Annotated in this window: 25 protein-coding genes; 12 read left to right on the top strand and 13 right to left on the bottom strand. The window is 60.7% G+C overall.

Annotated features, from left to right (window positions below):
- The first annotated feature begins 146 nt into the window (after positions 1 to 146).
- Positions 147 to 788, top strand: a complete 642-nt coding sequence (gene yihA / locus CPH89_RS10605) for a ribosome biogenesis GTP-binding protein YihA/YsxC (RefSeq protein ID WP_053253673.1) — start codon at positions 147 to 149, stop codon at positions 786 to 788.
- 269 nt (positions 789 to 1,057) lie between these two features.
- Here the strand turns inward: yihA and polA are convergent, their stop codons facing one another.
- Positions 1,058 to 3,853 carry a DNA polymerase I gene (gene polA, locus CPH89_RS10600; RefSeq protein ID WP_053253672.1) on the bottom strand — a complete coding sequence of 932 codons (2,796 nt, stop codon included), beginning with the start codon at positions 3,851 to 3,853 and terminating at the stop codon, positions 1,058 to 1,060.
- A 74-nt stretch (positions 3,854 to 3,927) separates the two neighbouring features.
- Between polA and CPH89_RS10595 the strand changes: the two genes are divergently transcribed.
- Together CPH89_RS10595 and CPH89_RS10590 are read left to right on the top strand one after the other, a co-directional pair.
- Positions 3,928 to 4,218, top strand: a complete 291-nt coding sequence (locus CPH89_RS10595; protein ID WP_053253671.1) for a DUF2782 domain-containing protein — start codon at positions 3,928 to 3,930, stop codon at positions 4,216 to 4,218.
- A gap of 56 nt (positions 4,219 to 4,274) precedes the next feature.
- On the top strand, positions 4,275 to 5,228 hold the full coding sequence (locus CPH89_RS10590; protein WP_053253670.1) for a homoserine kinase: 954 nt from the start codon (positions 4,275 to 4,277) through the stop codon (positions 5,226 to 5,228).
- Between the two features lie 108 nt (positions 5,229 to 5,336).
- Here CPH89_RS10590 and CPH89_RS10585 read toward each other — a convergent pair whose 3' ends face one another.
- Positions 5,337 to 6,266 carry a zinc ABC transporter substrate-binding protein ZnuA gene (locus tag CPH89_RS10585; protein WP_053253669.1) on the bottom strand — a complete coding sequence of 310 codons (930 nt, stop codon included), beginning with the start codon at positions 6,264 to 6,266 and terminating at the stop codon, positions 5,337 to 5,339.
- A 58-nt stretch (positions 6,267 to 6,324) separates the two neighbouring features.
- Between CPH89_RS10585 and zur the strand changes: the two genes are divergently transcribed.
- Genes zur through CPH89_RS10565 form a run of 4 tightly spaced genes read left to right on the top strand, consistent with a single transcriptional unit; the run spans position 6,325 to position 9,130 of the window.
- Positions 6,325 to 6,807 carry a zinc uptake transcriptional repressor Zur gene (zur, locus tag CPH89_RS10580; RefSeq protein ID WP_053253668.1) on the top strand — a complete coding sequence of 161 codons (483 nt, stop codon included), beginning with the start codon at positions 6,325 to 6,327 and terminating at the stop codon, positions 6,805 to 6,807.
- Positions 6,807 to 7,592 (top strand): zinc ABC transporter ATP-binding protein ZnuC, encoded by a 786-nt coding sequence (znuC, locus tag CPH89_RS10575; protein ID WP_053253667.1) that lies wholly within the window; start codon positions 6,807 to 6,809, stop codon positions 7,590 to 7,592. The genes zur and znuC overlap by 1 nt, the downstream gene beginning before the upstream one ends.
- Positions 7,585 to 8,373: a zinc ABC transporter permease subunit ZnuB gene (gene znuB, locus CPH89_RS10570; RefSeq protein ID WP_017139100.1), complete on the top strand. Its 789-nt coding sequence runs from the start codon at positions 7,585 to 7,587 to the stop codon at positions 8,371 to 8,373. The genes znuC and znuB overlap by 8 nt, the downstream gene beginning before the upstream one ends.
- Before the next feature lie 37 nt (positions 8,374 to 8,410).
- A complete protein-coding gene (locus CPH89_RS10565; protein ID WP_053253666.1) occupies positions 8,411 to 9,130 on the top strand; it encodes a PA5502 family lipoprotein in 720 nt (239 codons plus the stop codon).
- Positions 9,131 to 9,225: 95 nt separating this feature from the next.
- Here the strand turns inward: CPH89_RS10565 and katE are convergent, their stop codons facing one another.
- Positions 9,226 to 11,367: a catalase HPII gene (gene katE / locus CPH89_RS10560; RefSeq protein ID WP_053253665.1), complete on the bottom strand. Its 2,142-nt coding sequence runs from the start codon at positions 11,365 to 11,367 to the stop codon at positions 9,226 to 9,228.
- A gap of 267 nt (positions 11,368 to 11,634) precedes the next feature.
- On the opposite strand from katE, the gene CPH89_RS10555 reads away from it, so the two are divergent.
- Genes CPH89_RS10555 through CPH89_RS10545 form a run of 3 tightly spaced genes read left to right on the top strand, consistent with a single transcriptional unit; the run spans position 11,635 to position 14,142 of the window.
- Positions 11,635 to 12,642 carry a methionine ABC transporter ATP-binding protein gene (locus CPH89_RS10555; protein ID WP_053253664.1) on the top strand — a complete coding sequence of 336 codons (1,008 nt, stop codon included), beginning with the start codon at positions 11,635 to 11,637 and terminating at the stop codon, positions 12,640 to 12,642.
- Complete coding sequence (locus CPH89_RS10550; protein ID WP_053253663.1) at positions 12,642 to 13,316, top strand: methionine ABC transporter permease; 675 nt, start codon at positions 12,642 to 12,644, stop codon at positions 13,314 to 13,316. The genes CPH89_RS10555 and CPH89_RS10550 overlap by 1 nt, the downstream gene beginning before the upstream one ends.
- Before the next feature lie 52 nt (positions 13,317 to 13,368).
- Positions 13,369 to 14,142: a MetQ/NlpA family ABC transporter substrate-binding protein gene (locus CPH89_RS10545; RefSeq protein WP_053253662.1), complete on the top strand. Its 774-nt coding sequence runs from the start codon at positions 13,369 to 13,371 to the stop codon at positions 14,140 to 14,142.
- 148 nt (positions 14,143 to 14,290) lie between these two features.
- Here the strand turns inward: CPH89_RS10545 and CPH89_RS10540 are convergent, their stop codons facing one another.
- The 6 genes from CPH89_RS10540 to CPH89_RS10515 form a co-directional block, all read right to left on the bottom strand.
- Positions 14,291 to 14,620: a BRO-N domain-containing protein gene (locus CPH89_RS10540; protein ID WP_053253661.1), complete on the bottom strand. Its 330-nt coding sequence runs from the start codon at positions 14,618 to 14,620 to the stop codon at positions 14,291 to 14,293.
- Positions 14,621 to 15,234: 614 nt separating this feature from the next.
- Complete coding sequence (locus CPH89_RS10535) at positions 15,235 to 15,870, bottom strand: SCO family protein (protein WP_053253660.1); 636 nt, start codon at positions 15,868 to 15,870, stop codon at positions 15,235 to 15,237.
- Positions 15,867 to 16,766: a heme o synthase gene (gene cyoE, locus CPH89_RS10530; protein ID WP_053253659.1), complete on the bottom strand. Its 900-nt coding sequence runs from the start codon at positions 16,764 to 16,766 to the stop codon at positions 15,867 to 15,869. Before cyoE ends, CPH89_RS10535 begins: the two co-directional genes overlap by 4 nt.
- Positions 16,754 to 17,833: a COX15/CtaA family protein gene (locus tag CPH89_RS10525; RefSeq protein ID WP_053253658.1), complete on the bottom strand. Its 1,080-nt coding sequence runs from the start codon at positions 17,831 to 17,833 to the stop codon at positions 16,754 to 16,756. The genes cyoE and CPH89_RS10525 overlap by 13 nt, the downstream gene beginning before the upstream one ends.
- Positions 17,834 to 17,843: 10 nt before the next feature.
- Positions 17,844 to 18,428 (bottom strand): PA_0111/PP_0108 family redox-active disulfide protein, encoded by a 585-nt coding sequence (locus CPH89_RS10520; RefSeq protein ID WP_053253706.1) that lies wholly within the window; start codon positions 18,426 to 18,428, stop codon positions 17,844 to 17,846.
- Positions 18,394 to 19,158, bottom strand: coding sequence for an SURF1 family protein (locus tag CPH89_RS10515; RefSeq protein ID WP_053253657.1), 765 nt, complete (start codon positions 19,156 to 19,158; stop codon positions 18,394 to 18,396). The genes CPH89_RS10520 and CPH89_RS10515 overlap by 35 nt, the downstream gene beginning before the upstream one ends.
- Before the next feature lie 28 nt (positions 19,159 to 19,186).
- On the opposite strand from CPH89_RS10515, the gene CPH89_RS10510 reads away from it, so the two are divergent.
- Positions 19,187 to 19,390, top strand: coding sequence for a twin transmembrane helix small protein (locus CPH89_RS10510; RefSeq protein ID WP_016969525.1), 204 nt, complete (start codon positions 19,187 to 19,189; stop codon positions 19,388 to 19,390).
- Between the two features lie 6 nt (positions 19,391 to 19,396).
- On the opposite strand, the gene CPH89_RS10505 is transcribed toward CPH89_RS10510, so the two are convergent.
- From CPH89_RS10505 to coxB, 4 genes are all read right to left on the bottom strand, one after another.
- On the bottom strand, positions 19,397 to 20,284 hold the full coding sequence (locus CPH89_RS10505) for a cytochrome c oxidase subunit 3 (protein ID WP_053253656.1): 888 nt from the start codon (positions 20,282 to 20,284) through the stop codon (positions 19,397 to 19,399).
- Positions 20,285 to 20,319: 35 nt separating this feature from the next.
- The gene (locus tag CPH89_RS10500) at positions 20,320 to 20,871 is read right to left on the bottom strand and encodes a cytochrome c oxidase assembly protein (RefSeq protein WP_026013768.1); all 552 of its coding nucleotides are present in this window, start codon (positions 20,869 to 20,871) and stop codon (positions 20,320 to 20,322) included.
- 147 nt (positions 20,872 to 21,018) lie between these two features.
- Positions 21,019 to 22,602: a cytochrome c oxidase subunit I gene (gene ctaD, locus CPH89_RS10495; protein WP_053253655.1), complete on the bottom strand. Its 1,584-nt coding sequence runs from the start codon at positions 22,600 to 22,602 to the stop codon at positions 21,019 to 21,021.
- 58 nt (positions 22,603 to 22,660) lie between these two features.
- Positions 22,661 to 23,788: a cytochrome c oxidase subunit II gene (gene coxB / locus CPH89_RS10490; protein ID WP_053253654.1), complete on the bottom strand. Its 1,128-nt coding sequence runs from the start codon at positions 23,786 to 23,788 to the stop codon at positions 22,661 to 22,663.
- Positions 23,789 to 24,157: 369 nt separating this feature from the next.
- Between coxB and CPH89_RS10485 the strand changes: the two genes are divergently transcribed.
- Positions 24,158 to 24,805: a hypothetical protein gene (locus tag CPH89_RS10485; protein ID WP_053253653.1), complete on the top strand. Its 648-nt coding sequence runs from the start codon at positions 24,158 to 24,160 to the stop codon at positions 24,803 to 24,805.
- Positions 24,806 to 24,808 lie beyond the last annotated feature (3 nt).

The raw sequence follows: 24,808 nt of genomic DNA, 5'->3' as shown, positions 1-24,808 counted from the left end.
AATGAAGGTCTTTCGCTCCCGTGAACTTCATCCTTCGCTGGGACAAAGCACACACAAAATCTGCGGCATTATATACTGGCGCTACTGAAACGGAAACGACACCGCTTGCCGCACCCTTTTTCGGCACCGCCCACATCGGAAATCTCATGCAACTCAAGAATCCCATCCTCGGTCTGTGCCAACAGTCCACATTCATGCTCAGCGCCGCCAAAGTTGACCAATGCCCCGATGACGAAGGCTTTGAAGTCGCCTTTGCCGGTCGTTCCAACGCTGGCAAATCCAGCGCACTGAACACCCTGACTCACGCCAGCCTGGCGCGCACCTCGAAAACCCCGGGCCGCACGCAACTTCTCAATTTCTTCAAGCTAGACGATGATCGGCGTCTGGTCGACCTGCCGGGCTACGGATATGCAAAAGTACCTATCCCGCTGAAGCTGCACTGGCAGCGTCACCTGGAGGCTTACCTGGGTGGCCGGGAGAGTTTGAAAGGGTTGATTCTGATGATGGACATCCGTCATCCAATGACCGACTTCGACCTGCTGATGCTTGATTGGGCTGTCGCCAGCGGCATGCCGATGCACATCCTGCTGACCAAGGCCGACAAGCTGACCTACGGTGCCGCCAAGAACACCCTGCTCAAAGTGCAGTCCGACATTCGCAAAGGCTGGGGGGATGCGATCACCATCCAGTTGTTCTCTGCACCGAAGCGGATGGGCCTGGAAGACGCCTACACCGTGCTGGCAGGCTGGATGGAATTGGCCGACAAGGGCACTGAAATCGCGGAATAACTTTTCTGCGGGCAAAAAAAACCCCGGACTTCGTATGGGGAGGGGAAGTTCGGGGTTCAAGTTCCGGACCGCTAGGGCGGGGTCCAGATATCTGCCAACACTTAACACAACATAGGAGCATTGAAGGGCTTCACCACCCATTCAGTAACTCTGAGTAGCAATTCACGGGTTAAGTTCCGGCAGGTTCAAAAAACTATTGGAAATAGCCGGCGGCGTTTTTTGATCTAAAGCACTCTGCCACCGCCCTCGCAAGTGGCAGAGCCGCAAAATCAGTGCGCCTCGTCCCAGTTATCGCCCACACCCACATCCACCACCAGTGGCACGTCCAACTGAGCCGCCGCGCTCATGTGCTCGCGGATCTTCTCGCTGACTTGCGCCACCAGGTCCTCACGCACCTCGAGCACCAGTTCATCGTGCACCTGCAGGATGACCTTGGCATCCAGGCCCGATTCAGTCAGCCAGTTATCCACCAACACCATGGCTTTCTTGATGATGTCTGCCGCCGTGCCCTGCATGGGCGCGTTGATTGCCGTGCGCTCGGCCGCCGCTCGTTCCTGAGGCTTATTGGAATTGATATCCGGCAAATACAGCCGACGCCCGAAGAAGGTTTCTACATAGCCTTGATCAGCCGCCTGGGCACGCGTGCGCTCCATGTACTCGCGAACACCTGGGTAGCGCGCGAAGTACACATCGATGTACGCCTTGGCAGTCTTGGTATCGACGCCAATATCTTTGCCCAACTTCTGCGCGCCCATGCCGTAGATCAGGCCAAAGTTAATCGCCTTGGCACTGCGGCGCTGATTGGACGTGACCTCAGACAATTCAACCTTGAACACCTCGGCCGCCGTAGCGGTGTGCACGTCCAAGTCATTGCGAAACGCATTCATCAAGCCCTCGTCCTTGGACAAGTGCGCCATGATCCGCAGCTCGATCTGCGAATAGTCCGCCGCCAGCAGCTTGTAGCCCTTGGGCGCGATAAACGCCTGGCGGATCCGCCGCCCTTCGGCGGTGCGCACCGGGATGTTCTGCAGGTTCGGGTCGCTGGACGACAAGCGCCCGGTAGCTGCCACAGCCTGATGATAGGACGTGTGAATGCGCCCGGTGCGCGGGTTGATCTGCTCCGGCAGGCGGTCGGTGTAGGTGCTTTTCAATTTGCTCATGCTGCGGTACTGCATCAGCACCTTGGGCAACAGGAAGTCATCTTCGGCCAACTTGGCCAGCACTTCTTCGGCCGTGGACGCCTGCCCCTTGCCGGTCTTTTTCAGGACCGGCAGGCCCAGCTTCTCGTAGAGAATGGCTCCGAGCTGCTTGGGCGAGCCCAGGTTGAACGCCTCACCGGCGATCTCGAACGCCTGGCGTTCCAGCTCCACCATCTTGTTGCCCAGCTCGATGCTCTGGATACCCAACAGGTCCTTATCCACCAGCGCACCCTGGCGCTCAATACGCGCCAACACCGGCACCAAAGGTATTTCGATATCGGTCAGCACACTGGCCAGGCTCGGGATGGCCGCGAGTTGTGCGTGCAGTGCCTGATGCAGACGCAGCGTCACGTCGGCATCTTCGGCCGCGTAAGGGCCGGCTTGCTCAAGCGGGATCTGGTCGAACGTCAGCTGCTTGGCGCCCTTGCCGGCGATGTCCTGGAAGCTGACGGTGTCGTAGTCCAGATACTTCTTCGCCAGGCTGTCCATGTCGTGCCGGGTGGCGGTGGAGTTCAGCACATAGGATTCGAGCATGGTGTCGAAGGCGATACCGCGCACGGTAATGCCCTGTTCAAAATCACCACCGATGGCACAGTTGGCCAGGATGTTCATGTCGAACTTGGCGTGCTGGCCAACCTTGAGCTTGGTCGGGTCTTCCAGTAATGGCTTGAGGGCCAGCAACACGGTGTCACGATCCAGCTGCTGCGGCGCACCGATATAAGAGTGGGTCAGCGGTATGTAGGCCGCTTCGTGAGGCTGCACGGCAAAGGAAACCCCGACCAACTGCGCCTGTTGGGCGTCAATCCCGGTGGTTTCCGTGTCAAACGCGAACAACTTCGCGTCATTAAGCTTCTTCAGCCAACGGTCGAATGTCGCTTGGTCGAGGACAGTGGTGTAGGACGTCTCCACGGGCGCGGAGGCAATCACCTCAACCGCTTCTTCGGTGGCCGGAGCAGCTTGCGCCGAGGCCTTCAACTCGACACGCTTGGCGTCGCGCTGAATCTCATCGAACCAGCTCTTGAACTCCAGCAGCGTGTACAGCTCCAGCAGCTTTTCGCGATCCGGTTCGATCAGGTGCAAATCATCCAGGCCCACGTCCAGCGGCACGTCGATCTTGATCGTCGCCAGCTGATAGGACAGGAACGCCATTTCCTTATGCTCTTCCAGCTTGGCCGGCAGGTTCTTGGCGCCCCGAATCGGCAGGGTCGGCACAATATCCAACTGCTCATAAAGCTCTTTGAGGCCGCCGTTCACGCCCACCAACAGGCCGGAAGCAGTCTTCGGACCAATGCCCGGAACGCCCGGGATGTTGTCGGAGGAATCGCCCATCAACGCCAGGTAATCGATGATCTGCTCGGGAGCGACACCGAATTTCTCCTTCACGCCCTCGATGTCCATCGCGCTACCGGTCATGGTGTTGACCAAGGTAATGTGCCCGTCGACCAGTTGCGCCATGTCCTTGTCGCCCGTGGAAATCACCACCGGTCGGTCGGCGGCCGCACTGCTGCGGGCCAGGGTGCCGATCACGTCATCGGCCTCGACGCCTTCAACGCACAGCAGCGGGAAGCCCAGCGCGATCACGCTTTGGTGCAGCGGCTCGATCTGCAGGCGCATGTCATCAGGCATGCTGGGGCGGTTAGCCTTGTATTCAGCGTACATGTCATCGCGAAAGGTCCCACCCTTGGCGTCGAACACGACCGCGAACGGGCTGTCCGGGTACTGCTTGCGCAGGCTTTTGAGCATGTTCAACACGCCCTTGACCGCACCGGTCGGCAGGCCTTTGGACGTAGTCAGCGGTGGCAGCGCGTGAAAGGCGCGGTACAGGTAAGACGAACCGTCCACCAGGACGAGGGGGGCTTGGCTCATGAGCAGGATCAACCTTTTCGGCGGGTCAGGCGCTAGAATAGCCGGACCAATGACGACAAAGGGACAAGGTTATCATGCGTACAGTAAATCGCTTGTTGTTGACCGGCTTGATTGCACTCACTCCGATGGTGGCCATGGCGGCAGATAGTGCGCCTTCAGGCGACCCGGAAGTCACCATTCGCACGGAAGGCGACAAGACCATTCAGGAATACCGCCAAAATGGCTTCCTGTACGCGATCAAGGTGACCCAGAAAGGCTTTCCGCCGTATTTCCTGGTGCGCGCGGACGGAACCGATGCGAATTTCATCCGTTCTGACCAACCGGATATGCTGATCCCGTCATGGAAGATCTTCGAATGGAAATGATTTCTTAACTTAAATTGGCGCCGCGCACTGCGGCGCCCGTACTGGCAGTTTTAACCATGTCTGTGTTTACCCCCCTGGCTCGGCCCGAGCTGGAAACTTTTCTCGCCCCTTACGGGCTCGGCCGCCTGCTTGATTTCCAGGGGATTGCCGCCGGTAGCGAAAACACCAATTTCTTCATCAGCCTGGAACAGGGCGAGTTCGTCCTGACCCTGGTTGAGCGCGGCCCCGTTGCAGAAATGCCGTTCTTCATCGAACTGCTCGACGTGCTTCACGACGCCGACCTGCCGGTGCCTTACGCCCTGCGGACCACCGATGGCGTGGCCCTGCGCGAACTTGCCGGCAAACCCGCGCTGCTACAACCGCGCCTGGCCGGCAAGCACATCAAGGACGCCAATGCGCAGCATTGCGCCCAGGTCGGCGACCTTCTCGGCCACCTTCACTTGGCGACTCAAGGCGAGAAGGTGCTGGAACGCAAGACTGATCGCGGGCTGGATTGGATGCTCCGCGAAGGGGCGCAGCTGATTTCGCACCTGAACGACGCACAGCAGCGCCTGCTGCAAGATGCACTGGCCGAAATAGACGCTCACAAAGCCGAGATCCTCGCCCTGCCGCGCGCCAACGTTCACGCTGACTTGTTCCGCGATAACGCGATGTTCGAAGGCACCCACCTGACTGGGTTGATCGACTTCTACAACGCCTGCTCAGGCCCGATGCTGTACGACGTGGCGATCGCGCTGAATGACTGGTGCTCGGACGCCGATGGCGTGATTGATGGCCAACGCGCCCGCGCGCTGCTGGGCGCCTACGCAGGGCTGCGCCCGTTCACCGCCAAGGAAGCGCAATGGTGGCCGACAATGTTGCGCGTAGCGTGCGTGCGCTTCTGGCTGTCACGCCTGATCGCCGCGGAGTCGTTTGCCGGGCAGGACGTGTTGATCCATGACCCGGCAGAGTTCGAGCACCGGCTCGCGCAGCGTCAACAGGTTAACGTGCACTTGCCGTTCGCACTCTAAAGACCTGCTCGGTAAATATGTGGGAGCGGGCTTGCCTGCGATAGCGGTGTCGACTGACACATCGCCATCGCGGGCAAGCCTGCTCCCACATGGGTTACGCGGCGGCGGTTAGAGTGATTCCAGGCACCCGGCCAGGTCATTCCCCAACTTCTCCAGCACCTGCTCATAACCCTGCGCCGTAGCCGGCGTGTAACCGCCCAACGCATCCAGCTCCGCCAATTTCACCGGCAAACCGGCGACCAGCGTCTCGGCCAGGCGCGGGCGCAAGGGCGGCTCGCTGAACACGCAGGTCTTACCCACTTCCTGCAACCGCGTGCGCATCGCCGCCACATGCTGGGCGCCTGGCTGTACTTCGGCGGCGACGCTGAACACGCCAGTGTGCTTGAGCCCGTAAGCGTCTTCGAAGTAATCAAAGGCCTCGTGGAAGACGAAGTAAGGCTTGTCCCCCACACTCGCCAACCGAGCCTTCAGGCGCGCATCCAATGCATCCAGACGCTCATCGAACGCCTTCACGTTGCTCTGATAGCGCGCGGCATTGGCCGGGTCGGCCGTGCTGAGGTCAGCCGCCATGCGCGCCGCAATGACGCGAGCGTTCACGGTGGACAGCCACAAATGCGCATCCAGGCTGCCTGGGCGGTGATCGTGATCATGTTCGTCGGCATCCTCGGCATGCGAGTGGCTATCTTCGGCGAAACGGCGCAGCTTCATGCCCGCAAGGTCCTGTACCGCCACGGTCGGCAGGCTACGCCCCTTGAGCACGCGCGGCAGGAAGCTCTCCATGTCCGGGCCGATCCAATACAACAGGTCCACCGACTGCACACGCCGTACGTCGGATGGGCGCAAGGCATAGTTGTGCGGCGAAGCGCCGGGCGGCAATAACACCTCCGGAATGGCCACACCGTCCTGCACCGCCGCGGCGATCAACTGCAACGGCTTGATGCTGGTCAGCACCTTGACCTCGGCTTGAGCAGCCCCGGCGATGAACAAACTGGTGACAAATACGACAAAAACGGGAAAAAGTCGGGACACGATGACCACTCAATGGCGTAGGAACGGGTAACATAATAACGTCTCTATCAAATGTCTGTCGCCGCTCATGCCTATTACACCGCTTGCCAGCCGTCCCCACGACCACTCTCACTGCGTGCATACCGCGCTGTCGGAGGCTGATACCCTGTGCGCACGCCAAGGCCTGCGCCTGACTGCGCTGCGTCGCCGCGTGCTGGAGTTGGTGTGGCAGAGCCACAAGCCGCTGGGCGCCTATGACATTCTTGGCGTGCTCAGCGAGCAGGATGGCCGCCGCGCCGCGCCGCCGACGGTGTACCGCGCGCTGGATTTCCTGTTGGAAAACGGCCTGGTGCACCGCATCGCCTCACTCAACGCCTTTGTCGGCTGCAACCACCCGGAACACGCGCATCAGGGCCAGTTCCTGATCTGCCGCGAGTGCCACGCGGCCATCGAGCTTGAACAAAAAAGCATCAGCGACGCCATCATCAAGAGCTCTGCCGAGGTTGGCTTCAAAGTTGAAGGGCAAACGGTCGAAGTGGTCGGGCTTTGCTCGGGCTGCCAGGGGGCTTGATGAGCAACGCGTTAATCCGCCTGGAACAGGTCGGGGTCACGTTCGCCGGCCAAGCCGTGCTCGATAACATCGCACTGAGCGTGGAACCGGGGCAGATCGTCACCCTGATCGGCCCCAACGGCGCCGGCAAGACCACGCTGGTTCGCGCCGTGCTCGGCCTGCTCAAGCCCGACACCGGCAGCGTGTGGCGCAAGCCCAAGCTACGCGTCGGCTACATGCCGCAAAAACTGCACGTCGACCCAACACTGCCATTGTCGGTACTGCGCTTCCTGCGCCTGGTGCCAGGCGTAGACCGCGCCCGCGCGCAGGAAGCGCTCAAAGAAGTCGGCGCCGAACAGGTCATCGACAGCCCGGTGCAAAGCATCTCGGGCGGCGAAATGCAGCGCGTCCTGCTGGCCCGCGCCTTGTTGCGCGAGCCCCAATTACTGGTGCTCGATGAGCCCGTGCAAGGCGTCGACGTGGCTGGCCAGGCCGAGCTGTACAGCCTGATCACCCGCCTGCGCGACCGGCATGGCTGCGGCGTGCTGATGGTCTCCCACGACCTGCACCTGGTCATGAGCACCACTGACCAAGTGGTGTGCCTCAACCGCCACGTCTGCTGCTCCGGCCACCCGGAACAGGTCAGTGGCGACCCGGCGTTCGTCGAGCTGTTCGGCAAAAACGCCCAAAGCCTAGCGATCTATCACCACCATCACGACCACGCCCACGATCTGCACGGCGCTGTCGTCGACGACCCCGCTACACCCCACACCCACGTTCATGGAGATAGCTGCAAGCATGGCTGATTTTCTGCTCTACGCCCTGCTGGCAGGCTTGGCTTTGGCACTGGTGGCGGGCCCATTGGGCTCGTTCGTGGTTTGGCGGCGCATGGCCTATTTTGGCGACACGTTGTCGCACGCCGCGCTGCTGGGCGTGGCCATGGGCTTTTTGCTGGATGTGAGCCCGACCATCGCCGTGACGGTGGGCTGCCTGCTGCTGGCGGTGCTGCTGGTGACCCTGCAACAGCGCCAGCCGCTGGCCTCCGACACCCTGCTCGGCATCCTCGCGCCGAGCACCTTGTCCCTGGGCCTGGTGGTGCTGAGCTTCATGCATGAAGTGCGCATCGACCTGATGGCCTACCTGTTCGGCGACCTGCTGGCGATCAGCCCGACTGACCTTGCCTGGATCCTCGGCGGCAGCGCCGCCGTGCTGGTGTTGCTGGTAGCGCTGTGGCGCCCATTGCTGGCGATCACCGTGCATGAAGAGCTGGCCACCGTGGAAGGTTTGCCCGTACCGGCCCTGCGCATGACCCTGATGCTATTGATCGCAGTGGTGATCGCTGTCGCGATGAAGATTGTCGGCGTATTGTTGATCACGTCGCTGCTGATCATTCCCGCAGCCGCTGCCCAGCGCCACGCTCGCTCACCCGAGCAGATGGCGATCGGCGCCAGCCTGCTGGGGATGCTTGCGGTGTGCGGGGGCCTGGCGCTGTCCTGGTTCAAGGACACGCCGGCCGGGCCGTCGATTGTAGTCACGGCGGCCGCCCTCTTTCTGCTGAGTTTTGTCCTGCCCCGTCGAGGGGTGTAGACTTGCTCGCTTTTTGCGCAAATAGAGAGTCGCAGGAATGAAGCCGTTCAACGTCCGTTATCTGCTCCTTGCCGCATTTTCCCTGCTGCTGGGCGCCTGTCAAAGCACACCGCCCGCTGCCACCGAGGTACCGGACACACGCGCTGCGGCAATCGCGCAGCTGGAGCAAAACCTGGCCAGCAGCGAACTGGCGACCGCCGAAGACGAGCTTGCCGCCTTGCAGGCCCAATCGCCTAACGACCCGACCCTGGAGCCTTACCAGCGCCAATTGGCCGAAGCCTACCTGCAGCGCAGCCAGATCGTGCTGCAAAAAGGTGACGTCAACGCTGCCGCGACCGCCCTGAGCCGTGCCCGCGCGCTGATGCCCAAGGCCCCGGCGCTCACCGGCGGCGTGAACAGTGCCATCAGCCACGCCCGCAAAGTCGAGCTGGATAAAGCCGAAGCCGCCCTGAAAGCGGCCGAAGCCAAGCCAGCGGCCAAGGTCATCGACCCTGCCGCGCAAAGCACCACCGTGGCGCTGAACCTCACTGACATCGAAGAACTTCGCCATCAGTTGGATGCGATCGCCACCGACGTGGTGAATTACCAGTGCGACGTGAGCATCCAGGCCCCGCGCACGCAGGATTACCCATGGTTGGCCACGTTGCTGACCAAACGGGTGAAGCGAATTGATTCGGGGTATGACCTGAAGATTCACCGGCAGATCTTGAAACGTATTCCGGCGCAGGTTGTGCTGATTCCGCGCAAGGTGCAATAAAGCTATCGGGAGCAAGCCCCCTCCCACATTTGAAATGCATTCCAAATGTGGGAGGGGGCTTGCTCCCGATAGAGGTCTAACAAACAACCAAAAGCTTAAGCCGGAATCGCCTTAGCCTTAGGCTCACGGTCCCAGACCCGGTGCTGCGCAATCGCCGCAAAGAATGCCTTGAACGCCTTGGCATCCGACCCCACGATCAACCCCGCATCCGCCTCAAGCTTGAGCTGATCCAGCAGCGGCTTGGCATCGCTGGCAACCGTGATCGCCTTCAGATGCTTGTACGCCTCCAGCAGGAAGTGCAACGCCACGCCATCGCCGCTCAACGCCTTGATCGACTCCTTGCCACCCGGTACGAACACCGCGTCAAACGCAATCGACGGCATGCCTTCCATCGACGCATCCACCGCCAGGCTCTTGCCATCTGCAGTCTTCACCGGTGCCGACGTCGGCCCCAGCAGTTTGGCGTGCGCCCCTTCGGCTTCCAGCGCCTTCTTGATTGCATCAATCGCCGCACCGTCCACGCCATTCGCCGCAAGGATCGCGACTTTGCGCGTCTTGATATCGCCCGACAGCAAGTTCACCTGACTCAACGCCGGCGACGCTTTCAGCGAGGTCTTACGCGGCGGTACGGTGCCTTTGGTCGGCGCCGGCAACCCGAGGTTTTGCGCAACGCGCTTGGCCAGCTCCAGGTCGATATTGGCCAGGATCTCGTTGACCTGACGGGCGCGGATAAACTCGCGTTCCACCTTGCCCAACTCGAAGCTGTAGGCCGCGATGATGTGCTCTTTCTCGTGGTGGCTCATGCTGTGGAAAAACAGCGTGGCCTGGGAGAAGTGGTCCCCGAACGACTCACTGCGTTCACGCACCTTATTGGCATCGACGCGCTCGTAGTAGGTCTCGAACCCGCCATCCTGAGCAGCCGGTGGCGTCTCTTTCGGCCAACCGCCGTCAATCGAGTTCGGCTCGTAGGCCGCACGGCCCTTGTCGATCACCGTGCGGTGCTGGGCGTCGCGCTGGCCGTTATGGAACGGCGTGACCGGCCGGTTGATCGGCAACTCATGAAAGTTAGGGCCACCGAGACGGCTGATCTGGGTATCGGTGTAGGAGAACAGACGGCCTTGCAGCAAGGGGTCGTTGGTGAAATCGATACCCGGCACGATGTGGCCTGGGCAAAACGCGACCTGCTCGACTTCGGCGAAGAAGTTGTCCGGGTTACGGTTAAGCACCATCTTGCCCAACGGGGTAATCGGCACCAGTTCCTCGGGGATGATTTTGGTCGGGTCGAGCAGGTCGAAGTCGAATTTGTGCTCGTCTTCTTCGGCCACGATTTGCACACCCAATTCCCACTCAGGGTAGTCGCCGCTCTCAATCGCTTCCCACAGGTCACGACGGTGGTAATCGGTGTCTTTACCGGCAAGCTTCTGCGCCTCGTCCCACACCAGGGAGCAGGTGCCGACTTTTGGGTGCCAGTGGAATTTGACGAAGCTCGACTTACCTTCGGTATTGATCAGGCGGAAGGTGTGGATGCCAAAGCCCTGCATGGCGCGCAGGCTTTTTGGGATGGCACGATCGGACATCGCCCACAGCACCATGTGCGCCGATTCCGGCTGCAGCGAGACGAAATCCCAGAACGTGTCATGGGCCGAGCCGCCGGTAGGAATCTCGTTATGTGGCTCTGGTTTTACCGCGTGCACGAAGTCCGGAAACTTGATCGCGTCCTGAATGAAAAACACTGGCATGTTGTTGCCCACCAAGTCGAAGTTGCCTTCGTCGGTGAAAAACTTCACGGCAAAACCGCGCACGTCACGCACGGTATCGCCCGAACCACGCGGGCCCTGCACCGTAGAGAAGCGCACGAACACCGGGGTTTTATGCTCGGGGTTACGCAGGAAACCGGCCTTGCTCAGCGCCGAATGGTTCTCGTAAGTCTGGAAATAACCATGGGCGCCCGTACCACGGGCATGCACGATGCGCTCCGGAATACGCTCATGGTCAAAGTGCGTGATTTTTTCACGCATGATGAAGTCTTCCAGCAGCGAAGGGCCACGGGCACCGACTTTCAGGGTGTTCTGGTTATCGGCAATCTTGACGCCTTGGTTGGTGCGCAGCGCCTGGCCGGTTGCATCTGAGCGGAATTCCTCCAGGGCCTGCAACTTGGCGTTGGTGTTGCCACGGTCCAGGGTATCGGTGCCCGCGAGCTCACTCTTCGGCGGGGTAGCTGGCTTCTTGGTACTCATCAGACAAAACTCCTTATTCAAAGTAGCCAGAGCGGTCCCCGGCGCGTTTGAGCAAAAAACCCCAGGCACGGCACCTGGGAAATCGAGTTGCTTAAGTAGTGACTGACGCGGTTTTGCACCGTTCCTTTTTTATGACCTTTGATCGCGTTATTGCCAAATCGCTGGTTGAATGCGAAATAAATGCTAAGAAACGCTATACGGACAGGCTAAAATGCGCGCCCGGCTAACCGCTGATCCCTTTTCCATGCGCCCCACAAGGTTCGCTACGTGATCGAGTTTCATAACGTCCATAAAACCTACCGCGTCGCCGGTAAGGAAATCCCCGCGCTGCATCCCACCAGCCTGCGTGTCGAAAACGGCCAGGTGTTCGGCCTGATTGGCCACTCCGGCGCGGGAAAAAGTACCCTGCTGCGTCTAATCAACCGCCTGGAGCAACCCAGCGGTGGCCAGATCAACGTCGACGGCGAAGAAGTCACTGCCCTGGACGCCAATGGCCTGCGCCGTTTCCGCCAGCAAGTCGGGATGATCTTCCAGCACTTCAACCTGCTCGCGTCCAAGACCGTTGCCGACAACGTCGCGCTGCCACTGACCCTGGCCGGCGAATTGTCGCGCAAGGAAATCGACGTACGCGTGGCTGAATTGCTCGCCCGTGTCGGCCTGTCGGACCACGCCAAGAAGTACCCGGCGCAGTTGTCCGGCGGCCAGAAGCAGCGCGTCGGCATCGCCCGCGCCCTGGCGACCAAGCCGAAGATCCTGCTGTGCGACGAAGCCACCAGCGCCCTCGACCCGCAGACCACCGCCTCGGTGTTGCAACTGTTGGCCGAGATCAACCGCGAGCTGAAGCTGACCATCGTGTTGATCACCCATGAGATGGACGTGATCCGCCGCGTCTGCGACCAAGTGGCCGTGATGGACGCCGGCGTGATTGTCGAGCAAGGCTCGGTGGCCGATGTGTTCCTGCACCCCAAGCACCCGACCACCAAGCGCTTCGTGCAAGAAGCCGATCAAATCGACGAAAGCGAACAGCGCGATGACTTCGCGCATGTGCCGGGCCGCATCGTGCGCCTGACTTTCCAGGGCGAAGCGACCTACGCGCCGCTGCTGGGCACCGTCGCCCGCGAAACGGGTGTGGACTACAGCATCCTCGCCGGTCGTATCGACCGCATTAAAGATATTCCTTACGGCCAACTGACCCTCGCCGTGACCGGTGGGGACATGGAAGCCGCCTTCGCCCGCTTTACCGCGGCAGACGTCCACATGGAGGTTCTGCGCTAATGGAAGTCCTGTTGAGTTTCTTCGCCAATATCGACTGGTCGGAAATCTGGCTCGCCACCGGCGACACCATGACCATGCTGTTCGGCTCGCTGTTCTTTACCGTACTGCTCGGCCTGCCGCTGGGCGTGCTGCTGTTCCTGTGCAGCCCGCGCCAACTGTTCGAACAAAAAGGCCTGTACGCGCTGCTGTCGCTGATCGTGAACATCCTGCGCTCGCTGCCGTTTATCATCCTGCTGATCGTGATGATTCCGTTCACCGTACTGATCACCGGCACCTCGCTGGGTGTCGCCGGTGCGATTCCGCCGCTGGTCGTGGGCGCAACACCGTTCTTCGCGCGCCTGGTGGAAACCGCCTTGCGTGAAGTGGACCGCGGCATCATCGAAGCCACGCAGTCCATGGGCGCGAGCACACGCCAGATCATCGTCAATGCATTGCTGCCCGAAGCGCGCCCAGGCATTTTCGCGGCGATTACGGTTACGGCGATTACACTGGTTTCCTACACGGCAATGGCCGGTGTCGTAGGCGCCGGTGGCCTGGGCGACCTGGCGATCCGTTTCGGTTACCAGCGCTTCCAGACCGATGTGATGGTGGTCACCGTGGTGATGCTGTTGATCCTGGTGCAAATTCTGCAAACCGTCGGCGACAAGCTGGTGGTGCACTTTTCTCGAAAATAACGGCCATTGCCGGCCAAAAAGCCGGCAAATGCCCGAACAAGGAGCTTGTTGGATGAAAAAACTACTGGTTGCTTTCGCCGCCGTTGCCGCGTTTTCCGCTCACGCCGCCGAGACCCTCAAGGTTGCCGCGTCGCCGGTGCCCCACGCCGAAATCCTGGAGTTCGTGAAGCCTGCACTCGCCAAAGAGGGCGTAGATCTGCAGGTTAAAGTCTTCACCGACTACGTGCAGCCGAACGTACAGGTCGCCGAAAAGCGCCTGGACGCCAACTTCTTCCAGCACCAGCCGTACCTGGACGAGTTCAATAAAGCCAAGGGCACTCACCTGGTGAGCGTCGGCGCTGTGCACCTGGAGCCGCTGGGCGCCTACTCCAGCAAATACAAAAAACTTGAAGATCTGCCTGACGGCGCCAACGTGGTGATTCCAAACGACGCCACCAACGGCGGCCGCGCCCTGTTGCTGCTGGCCAAGCACAACCTGATCACCCTGAAGGACCCGACCAACATCCTGTCGACCATCAAGGACATCACCGGCAACCCTAAAAGCCTGAAATTCCGCGAACTGGAAGCCGCCACCCTGCCGCGCGTGCTGACCCAGGTCGACCTGGCACTGATCAACACCAACTACGCTCTGGAAGCCAAGCTGGACCCTTCCAAGGATGCCCTGGTGATCGAAGGCAACGACTCGCCTTACGTGAACATCCTGGTGACGCGCGACGACAACAAGGATTCGGACGCGGTGAAGAAGCTGGTTGCAGCCCTGCACACCCCGGAAGTGAAGAAATTCATCCAGGAGAAGTACAAAGGCGCGATCCTGCCGGCGTTCTGATCAAACCCGATCTTCACAACACCGAAGATCAAAAAATGTGGGAGCGGGCTTGCTCGCGAAGGCGGTGGTTCAGTCACTTATTAGTCGACTGACACTGCGCATTCGCGAGCAAGCCCGCTCCCACATTTGTTTCGTGTGGCTTTTGCTATCAGCGCAGGGCTGGCACCACCTCATGGGTCAGCCATTGGCGCAGGCACCGATTCTCCGGGTAGTAGTGGTAGATAAGCAGCGCGTAGACGCCAGACTCACTGACCATCAACGTCGGCGCGCACTGGCGGTGGGTGATCAGGGGCACGGTGTGCTGTTGATCGGGGTCGAGTTTGCGCAGTAACGCCGGATTGAGGTGCAGGCCCATCAAGTGGCCGATGTCAGCGGCGCTGAACCAGGGTTGGCTGTCGATCAGCACGGCGTGCAGTTGGTGATGGTGGCGGGTGAAGACTTCGGGGGTGACGGGTGGGTCGGGGGTAAGTGTTTGCATAGTCTGGCTCCTAACGTATCAAGGGACCGCCAAGCACTACTTCCACGTAATGGGTGGCGGCTGTACGCAGGTGTGGAAGACCGGGACGTTAGGCACCCGGCGCACTCGAAAGCGCCCCGCGCACAGCCACCATAAAACACAGACAAGAAAAAGCGCCTGACACATGGTGGCGCTTTGTGCGCCTAACGATATAAGGGCTTCCACACCCTGTCACTGAATTTGCAGCGACAGCACAAAGACTAGCCACCCCAACCGCACCCAACAAGTTCACGCACAGCGCCACAACGTGCAGGAAATGTCCGACGACTCACTATTCAACCCTTGCTCAAAACCCAATGTGGGAGCGGGCTTGCTCGCGAAAGCGGAGTGTCAGTCACCGAATCTGTCGACTGAACCACCGTCTTCGCGAGCAAGCCCGCTCCCACATTTGTTTTGTGTTGCCAGAAAGATCAGTGCAACACACTTGCGTTCAACCCTTGCACAACACCACTGTGGGAGCTGGCTTGCCTGCGATGGCGGTGGGTCAGCAAGTGGGATGCAAGCAGGCCCATCGCTATCGCAGGCAAGCCAGCTCCCACAGGTGATTTGTGTTGTTGGCTGGGTCGGCGATCAGCTTATTTACGCTGCAACAACCCCGGCAACTGTGCCACCAACTTCTGGTTGTTCAACGGCGCACGGATAAACCCGCGCTGCGTACCATCCGGGCCGATCAGCGCCAGGTTGCCGCTGTGGTCGACGGTGTAGTTGGGCTTGCTGGTGTCCGCTGGAATAAACGGAATGCTCACCGCATTCGACACCTTCTGCACATCCTCCACATTCGCGCCGGTCAGGCCTTCGAATTGCGGGTCGAAGTAGCCCAGGTATTGCTTGAGCTGAGTCGGCGTGTCGCGGTTCGGGTCAACGCTGACCAGGATCACCTGCAACTTATCCACCGCCTCTTTAGGCAGCTCGCTCTTGATCTGGCGCAGTTGGGCGAGCGTGGTCGGGCAGATGTCCGGGCAGAAGGTGTAGCCGAAGAACAGCAGGCTCCACTTGCCTTTCAACGCGTTGACCACCACCGGTTGGCCGTCCTGGTTGGTCATGGTCACCGGCGGCAACTGGCGGCTTTGCGGCAGCAGGATGATACCGGCGTCGATCAGCGCGGTAGGGTCGCCCTGGCCTTTGCCGCTGAGCACTTTGTTGACGGTCAGGCCCATGATCAACGCGACGATGGCCACCAGGATGAAGACGGTTTTTTGAGTTCGAGTCATAGGTTCAACAATAGGTAGTGGTCGACGAGCAGCGCGATAAACAGCAGCAGCAAGTACCAGATAGAGTACTTGAACGTGTTGATCGCCGCGTGCGGCTTGCTGCCACGGTACAGCACCCAGGCCCATTGCAGAAAGCGCCCGCCCAAGACCAGCGCACACGCCAGGTACAGCAGGCCGCTCATGTGGATCACATAGGGCATGAAGCTCACCGCCAGTAGGGCGAAGGTGTAAAGCAGGATATGCACCTTGGTGTAGTGCTCGCCGTGGGTAACCGGCAGCATCGGAATGTCGGCCTTGGCGTATTCCTCTTTGCGGTGAATGGCCAGGGCCCAGAAGTGCGGCGGGGTCCAGGCGAAGATGATCAACACCAGCAGCAGCGGCTCGGCGCTGACATGCCCGGTGACAGCAACCCACCCCAGCAGCGGCGGCGCGGCGCCCGCGAGGCCACCGATGACAATGTTTTGCGGGGTCGCACGCTTGAGAAAGCCGGTGTAGATCACCGCATAGCCGAGCAGCGAGGCCAGCGTGAGCCAGGCCGCCAGAGGGTTGGTGAACGCCAGTAACAAGGCCAACCCCGCAACGGCTAGAAACAATGCAAAGGCCAATGCCGCAATCGGCGATACCCGCCCTTCTGCCATCGGCCGTTTATGCGTGCGCGCCATCACCGCATCGATCCGCCGGTCCACCACATGGTTGACCGCCGCCGCGCCACCGGCACACAGGGCGATGCCCAGGTTGCCGAACACCAGCACCGTCCACGGCACCCCGGCGCGGGTCGCGAGGAACATGCCCACCAAGGACGTGATGAGCATCAGCACCACGACTTTCGGCTTGGTCAGCTCCAGGTAATCGCGCCAGATCGCCTGATCGCGACGTGCGCCGATCAAGGTCGCCATGGCATCTCTCCTTTAAGGGTGATAAGGCCCGATACGTGTTTGCGTGGGATAAAACGCCAGCCGAACGGCAGCTGATTACGCACCCGGACCAGGCTGGTGCGCGCGTGATAATTGACCAGCACCAGCGTCAGCAACAACGCCGCGCCACCGGCGTTATGGCCGACCGCAACCGGCAGCGGCAGATGGAAGTACACGTTGCTCAGGCCCAAGCCGATTTGCGCCGCCAGGGCGATCAGCAACAGGCCCGCAAGCCGGGTCATGCCGACTGCGCGTAACTGCCAGGCCAGGCCCAACAGCACCAGCGTGACCAGCATCGCACCCGCTCGATGGGTGAGGTGGATGGCCGTGCGCGCCTCGCTATCAAGCTGGCCACCGAGGTAATTGGGGCCGATGTGCTGGGTGAGGTGAAAACCGTTGGCAAAGTCGGCTGCCGGCCACCACTCGCCATGGCAGGTGGGCAGGTCGATACAGGCCACCGCCGCGTAGTTGGAACTGACCCAGCCGCCCAGCGCAATTTGCCCGATCACCAGCACCAAACCGGCGGTCGCCCAATATTGCAGGCGCTTGGGCACGATCAACGCCGGCAGCACGCCGGACAGACGCAACGTCAGCAAAAACAGCAGGCTCAAGGTGGCAAACCCACCGAGCAGATGGCCGGTCACCACTTGCGGCCACAGTTTCAACGTCACCGTCCACATGCCAAACGCCGCCTGGGCGAACACCACCGCCAACAGGAACAGCGGCAGCTTCACCGGCTGGCCAGGGTCACGCCGATGGCTCCACGAGCGCGCCGCCAGCAGCACGATCAACACGCCCAAGGTGCCGGCAAAATACCGATGCGTCATCTCGGCCCACCCTTTGTCGGCCTCCACTGGCGTGTCGGGAAAATGCAGCTCGGCATGGGCCAGTTGGGCTGCGCTTTGCGGCACGCTGATAAAGCCGTAGCAGCCCGGCCAGTCCGGGCAACCGAGGCCGGCATGGGTCAGCCGGGTGTAGGCGCCGAGCAGCACGACGATCAGCGCCAATAACGTGGCAAACAACGCGAGGCGAAATCCAGGTTTGGCCATGACGATGCCCTTATCCGATGTTCGACAGTTTCAGCAGCAGGCGCAGGTCGTTGAGCAGGTCCTTACCCTTGACCTTGGCGTCGTAGCGCAGCACCAGGTTGCCGTGGGGGTCGACGATCCACAGTTGCGCATCACCGGGCACGGCGGCGTCCTTGGTGAAGGTCGACAGGTCCAACGGATAGCGTTGCAGTTGCGGGTACTCGGCGTTGAGCTTGGCGTCATACTCGGTGCTCACCGGCTGTGCGCTGGCCAGCGCATGGCTGGCGCGGGAGGCATCGCGGCCCAGGCTGATTTGCAGCTGGCGCGCCAGGTACACTAGTTGCTGGCACTCGGCAGCGCAGGCGGTGGGTGCGGTGACCAACAGTTGCCAACGATCCTCGTCGGCCTGTACGCCAATGTCGGCGCGGGTCTGGCCGTTGCCGATCATCTCGCCGTGGTAGCTGCGGCTGTCGGGCACCCAGAACTGCAACTTGTACATGAAGGTGGCCAGCGCCATCGGGCCGATCACCATCATCAGGATCAGGATCAGCTGCCAGCGGCCTTTGCGTCGGTCGGGCGCCTCAGACGTGCTGGGTGGATTCATGGCCGCTCCCATGGGGTTTCTCCTTTTTGTTGTGCCATCCGAGGTAGAGGTAAAGCGCCAGCAGCGCCAACGACATGGCGAACCACTGCACGGCGTAGCCCAAGTGTTTTTCCGGGCCCATGGCGACGACCGGCCAGGTGGTGTCGTAGGTTCCGGGGCCGGGTTCGGCGCGCAACTCAAAGGCAAAACCGCTGCGACCCAACTCAGCCCAGAGCGCGGCGGGATGCAGCGCAGTCAGCAAGCGCGGCCATTGCGTGGTGGCTGGGTCGGCGTGCAGCTGGAAGGTTTCGCCGGGCGCGACGTACACCCAGGCATCCAGATTCAATGGCTGTTCAGGCGTGGTGAACACGGGCGGTGTGCGCCGGTCCGGCCAGGGCAGCCAGCCGCGATTGAGCAACAGCCATTCGCCGCTGGCCTGGTCGTGAAAGGGCTGCAACAGTTCAACACCCGGCTTGCCTTCGCGCATGCGGTTGTCGAGCAGCACGCTGTGCTCGGCATCGAACTGGCCGCGCAGACGCACACGGCGGAAGGCCGGGTCCGCCATGCCCTGCAGCTGCACGCTGCTGATCGGCTCAGCCACGCGCCGTTCGGCATAGCTGTCCACCAGCAACTGTTTTTCATGCCCGCGAGCCAGTTGCCAGAACCCCAGGCCCACCATCAACGGCAGTAGCACCAGCACCACCAGCGTGGGTGCGAACCCTGGGCGAAAGTCTTTTATGGCGCTGGCTATACTTGTTTTCATTGCCCGCCCATCCGAATGGAACCTGACCATGCTCAAAGCAGCCATTGCCCTGATGCTGATCGCGACTGTCGTGAGCCTGTTCAGTGGCTTGTTCTTTCTGGTCAAGGACGAGGGCAACTCCAACCGCCTCGTCACTGCCTTGACCGTGCGTGTCGTACTGGCCGCGATCACCGTGGGGTTAATCGCCTGGGGCTTTTTCAGCGGCCAGCTGGTTTCTCATGCACCGTGGTAAGGCGCCTCACAGCACATAAACGAAGAAAAACAGGCCGATCCACACCACATCCACAAAGTGCCAGTACCAACTGGCCGCCTCGAAACCGAACTGGTGCTCGGCGTTGAAGTGCCCCTTGAGGATGCGCATCAGCATCACAAACAAAATGATGGTGCCGATGGTCACGTGGGCGCCGTGAAAGCCGGTGAGCATGAAGAAGGTCGCGCCGTACACGCCCGAGCCGAGGGTCAGGCCGAGCTCTTTGTAAGCGTGCATGTACTCCTCGGCCTGAAAGCCCAAAAAGGCCCAACCCAGCAGCACCGTCAGCGCCAACCAGATTTTCAGCGCGCCGCGATGGCCCTTGCGCAAGGCATGGTGAGCAAGGGTGATGGTCACGCTGGAGCTGACCAGCAAGATCGTATTGACCAGCGGCAAGCCCCACGGGCTGATGGTGCCTTCGGGCGGCGGGTACATTTTCGGGTCAGGGTTGTTGAGCAACGGCCAGGCAAATTCGAAGTTCGGCCACAGCATGTGCGCGACGCCCTTGGAGCCCTCACCCGCCAGCCACGGCGCGGACATATGCCGCACATAAAACAGCGCGCCGAAGAACGCGATAAAGAACATCACCTCGGAAAAGATGAACCAGGTCATGCCCCAGCGAAACGAGCGGTCCATCTGCGGGCTGTACAAACCCGCGCGGCTTTCCTTGATCACCGCACCGAACCAACCGAACAGCATGTAGGCCAGCAACAGGCCGCCGACAAAAAAGATCCACGGACCGTGGGATTCCGGGCGCGCCGCCTTGAGGTCGTTGAACCACACGCCCAGGCCGTACACGGTGATCAACATGCCAAACGTGGCAATTATGGGCCATTTGCTTTGCGCTGGTACGTAGTACGTATCATGAGACGACATGTATTCGCTCTCCTGATTGAGGGGGCAAACAGTAGCTAGCCGCCGGTATGGACGGCCACCGGCGGTTGGCGCGCAGTGATGTCAAACAGCGTGTATGCCAGGGTCAAATGCTTCACATCCTTGGGCATGGCGCGATCGACGATAAAGCGCACCGGCATTTCAATGCGCTGACCTGGCTGCAGCACTTGCTGGGTGAAGCAAAAACATTCGGTCTTGTGGAAATACATCGCCGCTTCGGCCGGGGAAATACTCGGTACGGCCTGGGCGGTCATGGGTTTATCAGTGGGGTTGTAGGCCACGAACAGCATCTCGGTGACCGCACCGGGGTTGACCACCACCTCATCGGCCTTGGAGTGGAATTCCCAGACCATGTCGATGGCATTGGTGGACATAAACTGCACGCGCACTTGGCGCGTGGGGTCGACCACCTGCTCACCTTCGTACTGCCCGGCGGTCTTGCCATTGATGCCGAACGCCTTGCACATCACGTCGTAGATCGGCACCAGGGCGAAGCCGAAGGCGAACATCGCCACCACCAGGATCAGCAGGCGGGTGACCAGGCGTTTGATGGGCACGGATTCAAGCATGGCGCTCACCCAGGGCGAATGCGGTCAATGTGGGAGCGGGCTTGCTCGCGAAGGCGGTAGGCCAGACAACTTTTGCGGCGACTGACACACCGCTTTGGCGAGCAAGCCCGCTCCCACACTGACGGTGTTCACCGCGCGACAAAGCGTTCACTTGACCTCCGGCGGCGTCGTAAACGTGTGATACGGCGCGGGCGAAGGAACGCTCCATTCCAGGCCTTCGGCGCCATCCCACGGCTTGGCCGGCGCCGGCGGGCCGCCACGGATGCACTTGATCACGATGAACAGGAAAAAGATCTGTGTAGCGCCGAACATGAACGCGCCAATCGAGGAGACCATGTTGAAGTCGGCGAACTGCAGGTTGTAGTCCGGCACCCGACGCGGCATGCCGGCCAACCCCACGAAGTGCATCGGGAAGAACGCCATGTTCATGCCCACGAAAGACAGCCAGAAGTGCAGCTTGCCGAGGGTTTCGTCGTACATGTGGCCGGTCCATTTCGGCAGCCAGTAGTAGGCCGAGGCGAAGATGCCGAAGATCGCGCCGGGCACCAGTACGTAATGGAAGTGCGCCACCACAAAGTAGGTGTCGTGGTACTGGAAGTCCGCCGGGGCGATCGCCAGCATCAGCCCGGAGAAGCCGCCGATGGTGAACAGAATCACGAAGGCCACGGCAAACAGCATCGGCGTCTCGAAGGTCAGCGAGCCTTGCCACATTGTGCTGACCCAGTTGAATACCTTCACACCGGTCGGCACCGCGATCAGCAGCGTGGCGTACATGAAGAACAACTCGCCCACCAGCGGAATGCCGACCACAAACATGTGGTGTGCCCAGACGATGAACGACAGGAACGCGATGCTCGCGGTCGCGTAGACCATTGAGGTGTAGCCGAACAGCGGCTTGCGCGAGAAGGTCGGGATGATCGAGCTGACGGCGCCGAAGGCCGGCAGGATCATTATGTACACCTCGGGGTGTCCGAAAAACCAGAATACGTGCTGGAACAGCACCGGGTCACCGCCGCCGGCCGCACTGAAGAAGCTGGTGCCGAAGTGAATGTCCATCAGCATCATGGTCACGCACCCGGCCAGTACCGGCATCACTGCAATCAGCAGGAACGCGGTGATCAGCCAGGTCCAGACGAACAGCGGCATTTTCATCAGGGTCATGCCGGGTGCGCGCAGGTTGAGGATGGTAGCGACCACGTTGATCGCGCCCATGATCGAACTGATGCCCATCAGGTGAATGGCAAAGATGAAGAACGTCACGCTTTCCGGCGCGTAGGTGGTGGAAAGCGGGGCATAGAAGGTCCAGCCGAAATTCGGCCCGCCGCCCGGCGTGAACAGGGTCGAGACCAGCAGCAGGAACGCCGCCGGCAGCAGCCAGAAGCTGAAGTTGTTCATGCGCGGCAGGGCCATGTCCGGCGCGCCGATCATCAGTGGGATCATCCAGTTGGCCAGGCCGACGAAGGCCGGCATGACCGCACCGAACACCATGATCAGGCCGTGCATGGTGGTCATCTGGTTGAAGAACGCCGGTTGCACGATTTGCAGGCCGGGCTGGAACAGTTCGGCGCGGATCACCATGGCGAACGAGCCACCGAGCAGGAACATGGTGAAGGCGAACCACAGATACAGGGTGCCGATGTCTTTGTGGTTGGTGGTCAGCACCCAGCGCATCAGGCCTTTGGCGGGGCCGTGGGCATGGTCGGCATGACCATGGTCGATCACAGTGCTCATGGCCGTTCTCCTGCAAAGGAATGGGCTGTGCGGTTCAGGGCATACGCAGTTGAGGCCGTCATTTGCTTTCCGCCTGTTTCAGAGCCAGCACGTCTTTGGGCGTGACCATGTCGCCTTTGTTGTTGCCCCAGGCGTTGCGCTCGTAGGTGACCACCGCGGCGATATCGACTTCCGACAGCTGTTTGCCGAATGCCGCCATGGCGGTGCCGGGCTTGCCGAAGTACACGCGGTGCAGGTGGTCTTCTTTGGCGCCGGTGGCAATTGGCGAGCCTTTGAGTGCCGGGAACATCGGCGGCAGGCCCTGGCCCTCGGCCTGGTGACAGGCCACGCAGGTGGTGTGGTAGACCTTGTCGCCACGGGCCACCAGCTCTTCGAGCGTCCACTCTTTGGAAGTCAATTCCTTGAGCTTGGCGGCGTCTGCCTTGCGCTCGCCGAGCCAGGTGTCGTAGTCGGCCTTGGATTTGACCTCGACCACGATGGGCATGAACCCATGGTCCTTACCGCACAGCTCAGCGCACTGGCCACGGTAGATGCCAGGCTTCTCGACCCGGGTCCAGGCCTCGTTGACGAAACCGGGGATGGCGTCGCGTTTGACTGCAAAGGCCGGCACCCACCAGGAGTGGATCACATCCGCGGCCGTCACCAGGAAACGCACCTTGGCGCCCACCGGCAGCACCAGTGGCTGGTCGACTTCGAGCAAATAGTGCTCGCCCTTGGTGGCCTGGTTATGGATTTGCTCGGCGGGCGTGGCCAGGTTGCTGAAGAACTCCACGTCCTGACCCAGGTACTTGTAATGCCACTTCCACTGGTAGCCGGTGACCTGGATATCGATATCCGACTCAGTGCTGTCGTAGATATTGATCAGGGTCTTGGTCGCCGGAATGGCCATCGCCACCAGAATCAGCAGGGGCACCACGGTCCAGAGGATTTCCACGGTCGTGCTCTCGTGGAACTTGGCCGCCACCTGGCCCGTGGACCGGCGGTGCAGGATCATCGACCAGAACATCGCGCCAAACACGACAATGCCGATCACCACACAAATCCAGAAAATGGTCATGTGCAGGTCAAACACGGCGTGACTGACTTCAGTAGCCCCTGGCGCCATATTCGTTGTCCAGGCGGCTTGCGCCTGGCCGAATACTGACCACAACAGTAGGCCCATCCAAACATGTGGATGTCGCGTCATTGCGGGTTCCCCTTTATGTTTCTTGTTATCCCGCCGGTTTGCACCTGCGGCGAAGGGAGCGGCTTCCATACTGCTTACAACCGCCAAGCCTTGCCTGCTTCATGCAGTTGGGCGTCATCAGCTAATTGCGTACAAAACCGAGTATAGACAGCCGCACCAACCCCGCAATGTGTAGGGGCAAATGAGCAAAAACAGACGGGCGGGGCTAATAAAATCGGGGGCGGAAACGTTTATCCGACGAGCGATGGCAATTCAATATAACGCCTGCGCATAACCATGAAATAATTATGACAAATGCGTCTTAGGTGCTCGTATAAACGAGCTACCTTATCTTCTCCCTTTTCCTACGCCTGCTTCACTGGAGCTTTCATGAACACCGCCGCATTGCGCGAGCAGATTTCCCGTGCCCATCAACACGAAGCCAGCACTGGCCAGCTTGCCCAGCAACTGGAAAAACAATTGCCGCACCTGCATTCGGCCATCTCCCTGGCTGACGGTGATCGCAACATTGTCATGACCCGTTTTGTCACCGCCTACATCGAGCTCGTCCCGGACTTGCTGGAAGCTGCCAACGACGTGGCCCGCGAAGCCGGGATCGAAAGCCAGATCAAGCCGGTACTGAAGATCGCCGAGCATTTCTTCCTGCAACCGCCGGCGATTCTGGCCGGCCATGAAGGCCTCGACGGTCTGCTGGACGAGGCCTACCTGGCCCATCGTTTGGTGGAAGAGGTCAACGACCTGTATATCAAGCATTTCGGCCAACCGCTGATTCCGGCGGATACCACCGTGGCCAATTTGATCGCCCACCAACTGATCGGCGAGCAGTTTGCCAATCAGCTGGATGAAGCGGTGCATTTGGCGGTGGATGAAATGCTCAACGAAGAAAGCTTTGCGCTGGAGTCGGTCGAGGCGTATCGCGACCAGCTGAAAAGCCCGGAAACGGAAGCCGCGTGGAAGCGCTGGCCGTGCCTTTCGCGGCAGTTGGGCGTTGAGTTGGCGCTGGATCAGCCGGCTTAAACT

The organism is Pseudomonas fluorescens (assembly GCF_900215245.1).
In the GTDB taxonomy this organism is placed as follows: Bacteria; Pseudomonadota; Gammaproteobacteria; order Pseudomonadales; family Pseudomonadaceae; genus Aquipseudomonas; species Aquipseudomonas fluorescens.
Note: the sequence above shows the minus strand (reverse complement) of the source record. Positions and strands in the feature narration are given on the sequence as shown.

Bases quoted from the DNA above. Each gene is read 5' to 3' on its own strand.
- yihA (WP_053253673.1), top strand. From the start codon at position 147: ATGCAACTCAAGAATCCCATCCTCGGTCTGTGCCAACAGTCCACATTC.
- polA (WP_053253672.1), bottom strand. From the start codon at position 3,853: ATGAGCCAAGCCCCCCTCGTCCTGGTGGACGGTTCGTCTTACCTGTAC.
- CPH89_RS10595 (WP_053253671.1), top strand. From the start codon at position 3,928: ATGCGTACAGTAAATCGCTTGTTGTTGACCGGCTTGATTGCACTCACT.
- CPH89_RS10590 (WP_053253670.1), top strand. From the start codon at position 4,275: ATGTCTGTGTTTACCCCCCTGGCTCGGCCCGAGCTGGAAACTTTTCTC.
- zur (WP_053253668.1), top strand. From the start codon at position 6,325: ATGCCTATTACACCGCTTGCCAGCCGTCCCCACGACCACTCTCACTGC.
- znuC (WP_053253667.1), top strand. From the start codon at position 6,807: ATGAGCAACGCGTTAATCCGCCTGGAACAGGTCGGGGTCACGTTCGCC.
- znuB (WP_017139100.1), top strand. From the start codon at position 7,585: ATGGCTGATTTTCTGCTCTACGCCCTGCTGGCAGGCTTGGCTTTGGCA.
- CPH89_RS10565 (WP_053253666.1), top strand. From the start codon at position 8,411: ATGAAGCCGTTCAACGTCCGTTATCTGCTCCTTGCCGCATTTTCCCTG.
- katE (WP_053253665.1), bottom strand. From the start codon at position 11,367: ATGAGTACCAAGAAGCCAGCTACCCCGCCGAAGAGTGAGCTCGCGGGC.
- CPH89_RS10550 (WP_053253663.1), top strand. From the start codon at position 12,642: ATGGAAGTCCTGTTGAGTTTCTTCGCCAATATCGACTGGTCGGAAATC.
- CPH89_RS10545 (WP_053253662.1), top strand. From the start codon at position 13,369: ATGAAAAAACTACTGGTTGCTTTCGCCGCCGTTGCCGCGTTTTCCGCT.
- CPH89_RS10540 (WP_053253661.1), bottom strand. From the start codon at position 14,620: ATGCAAACACTTACCCCCGACCCACCCGTCACCCCCGAAGTCTTCACC.
- CPH89_RS10535 (WP_053253660.1), bottom strand. From the start codon at position 15,870: ATGACTCGAACTCAAAAAACCGTCTTCATCCTGGTGGCCATCGTCGCG.
- cyoE (WP_053253659.1), bottom strand. From the start codon at position 16,766: ATGGCGACCTTGATCGGCGCACGTCGCGATCAGGCGATCTGGCGCGAT.
- CPH89_RS10525 (WP_053253658.1), bottom strand. From the start codon at position 17,833: ATGGCCAAACCTGGATTTCGCCTCGCGTTGTTTGCCACGTTATTGGCG.
- CPH89_RS10520 (WP_053253706.1), bottom strand. From the start codon at position 18,428: ATGGGAGCGGCCATGAATCCACCCAGCACGTCTGAGGCGCCCGACCGA.
- CPH89_RS10515 (WP_053253657.1), bottom strand. From the start codon at position 19,158: ATGAAAACAAGTATAGCCAGCGCCATAAAAGACTTTCGCCCAGGGTTC.
- CPH89_RS10510 (WP_016969525.1), top strand. From the start codon at position 19,187: ATGCTCAAAGCAGCCATTGCCCTGATGCTGATCGCGACTGTCGTGAGC.
- CPH89_RS10505 (WP_053253656.1), bottom strand. From the start codon at position 20,284: ATGTCGTCTCATGATACGTACTACGTACCAGCGCAAAGCAAATGGCCC.
- CPH89_RS10500 (WP_026013768.1), bottom strand. From the start codon at position 20,871: ATGCTTGAATCCGTGCCCATCAAACGCCTGGTCACCCGCCTGCTGATC.
- ctaD (WP_053253655.1), bottom strand. From the start codon at position 22,602: ATGAGCACTGTGATCGACCATGGTCATGCCGACCATGCCCACGGCCCC.
- coxB (WP_053253654.1), bottom strand. From the start codon at position 23,788: ATGACGCGACATCCACATGTTTGGATGGGCCTACTGTTGTGGTCAGTA.
- CPH89_RS10485 (WP_053253653.1), top strand. From the start codon at position 24,158: ATGAACACCGCCGCATTGCGCGAGCAGATTTCCCGTGCCCATCAACAC.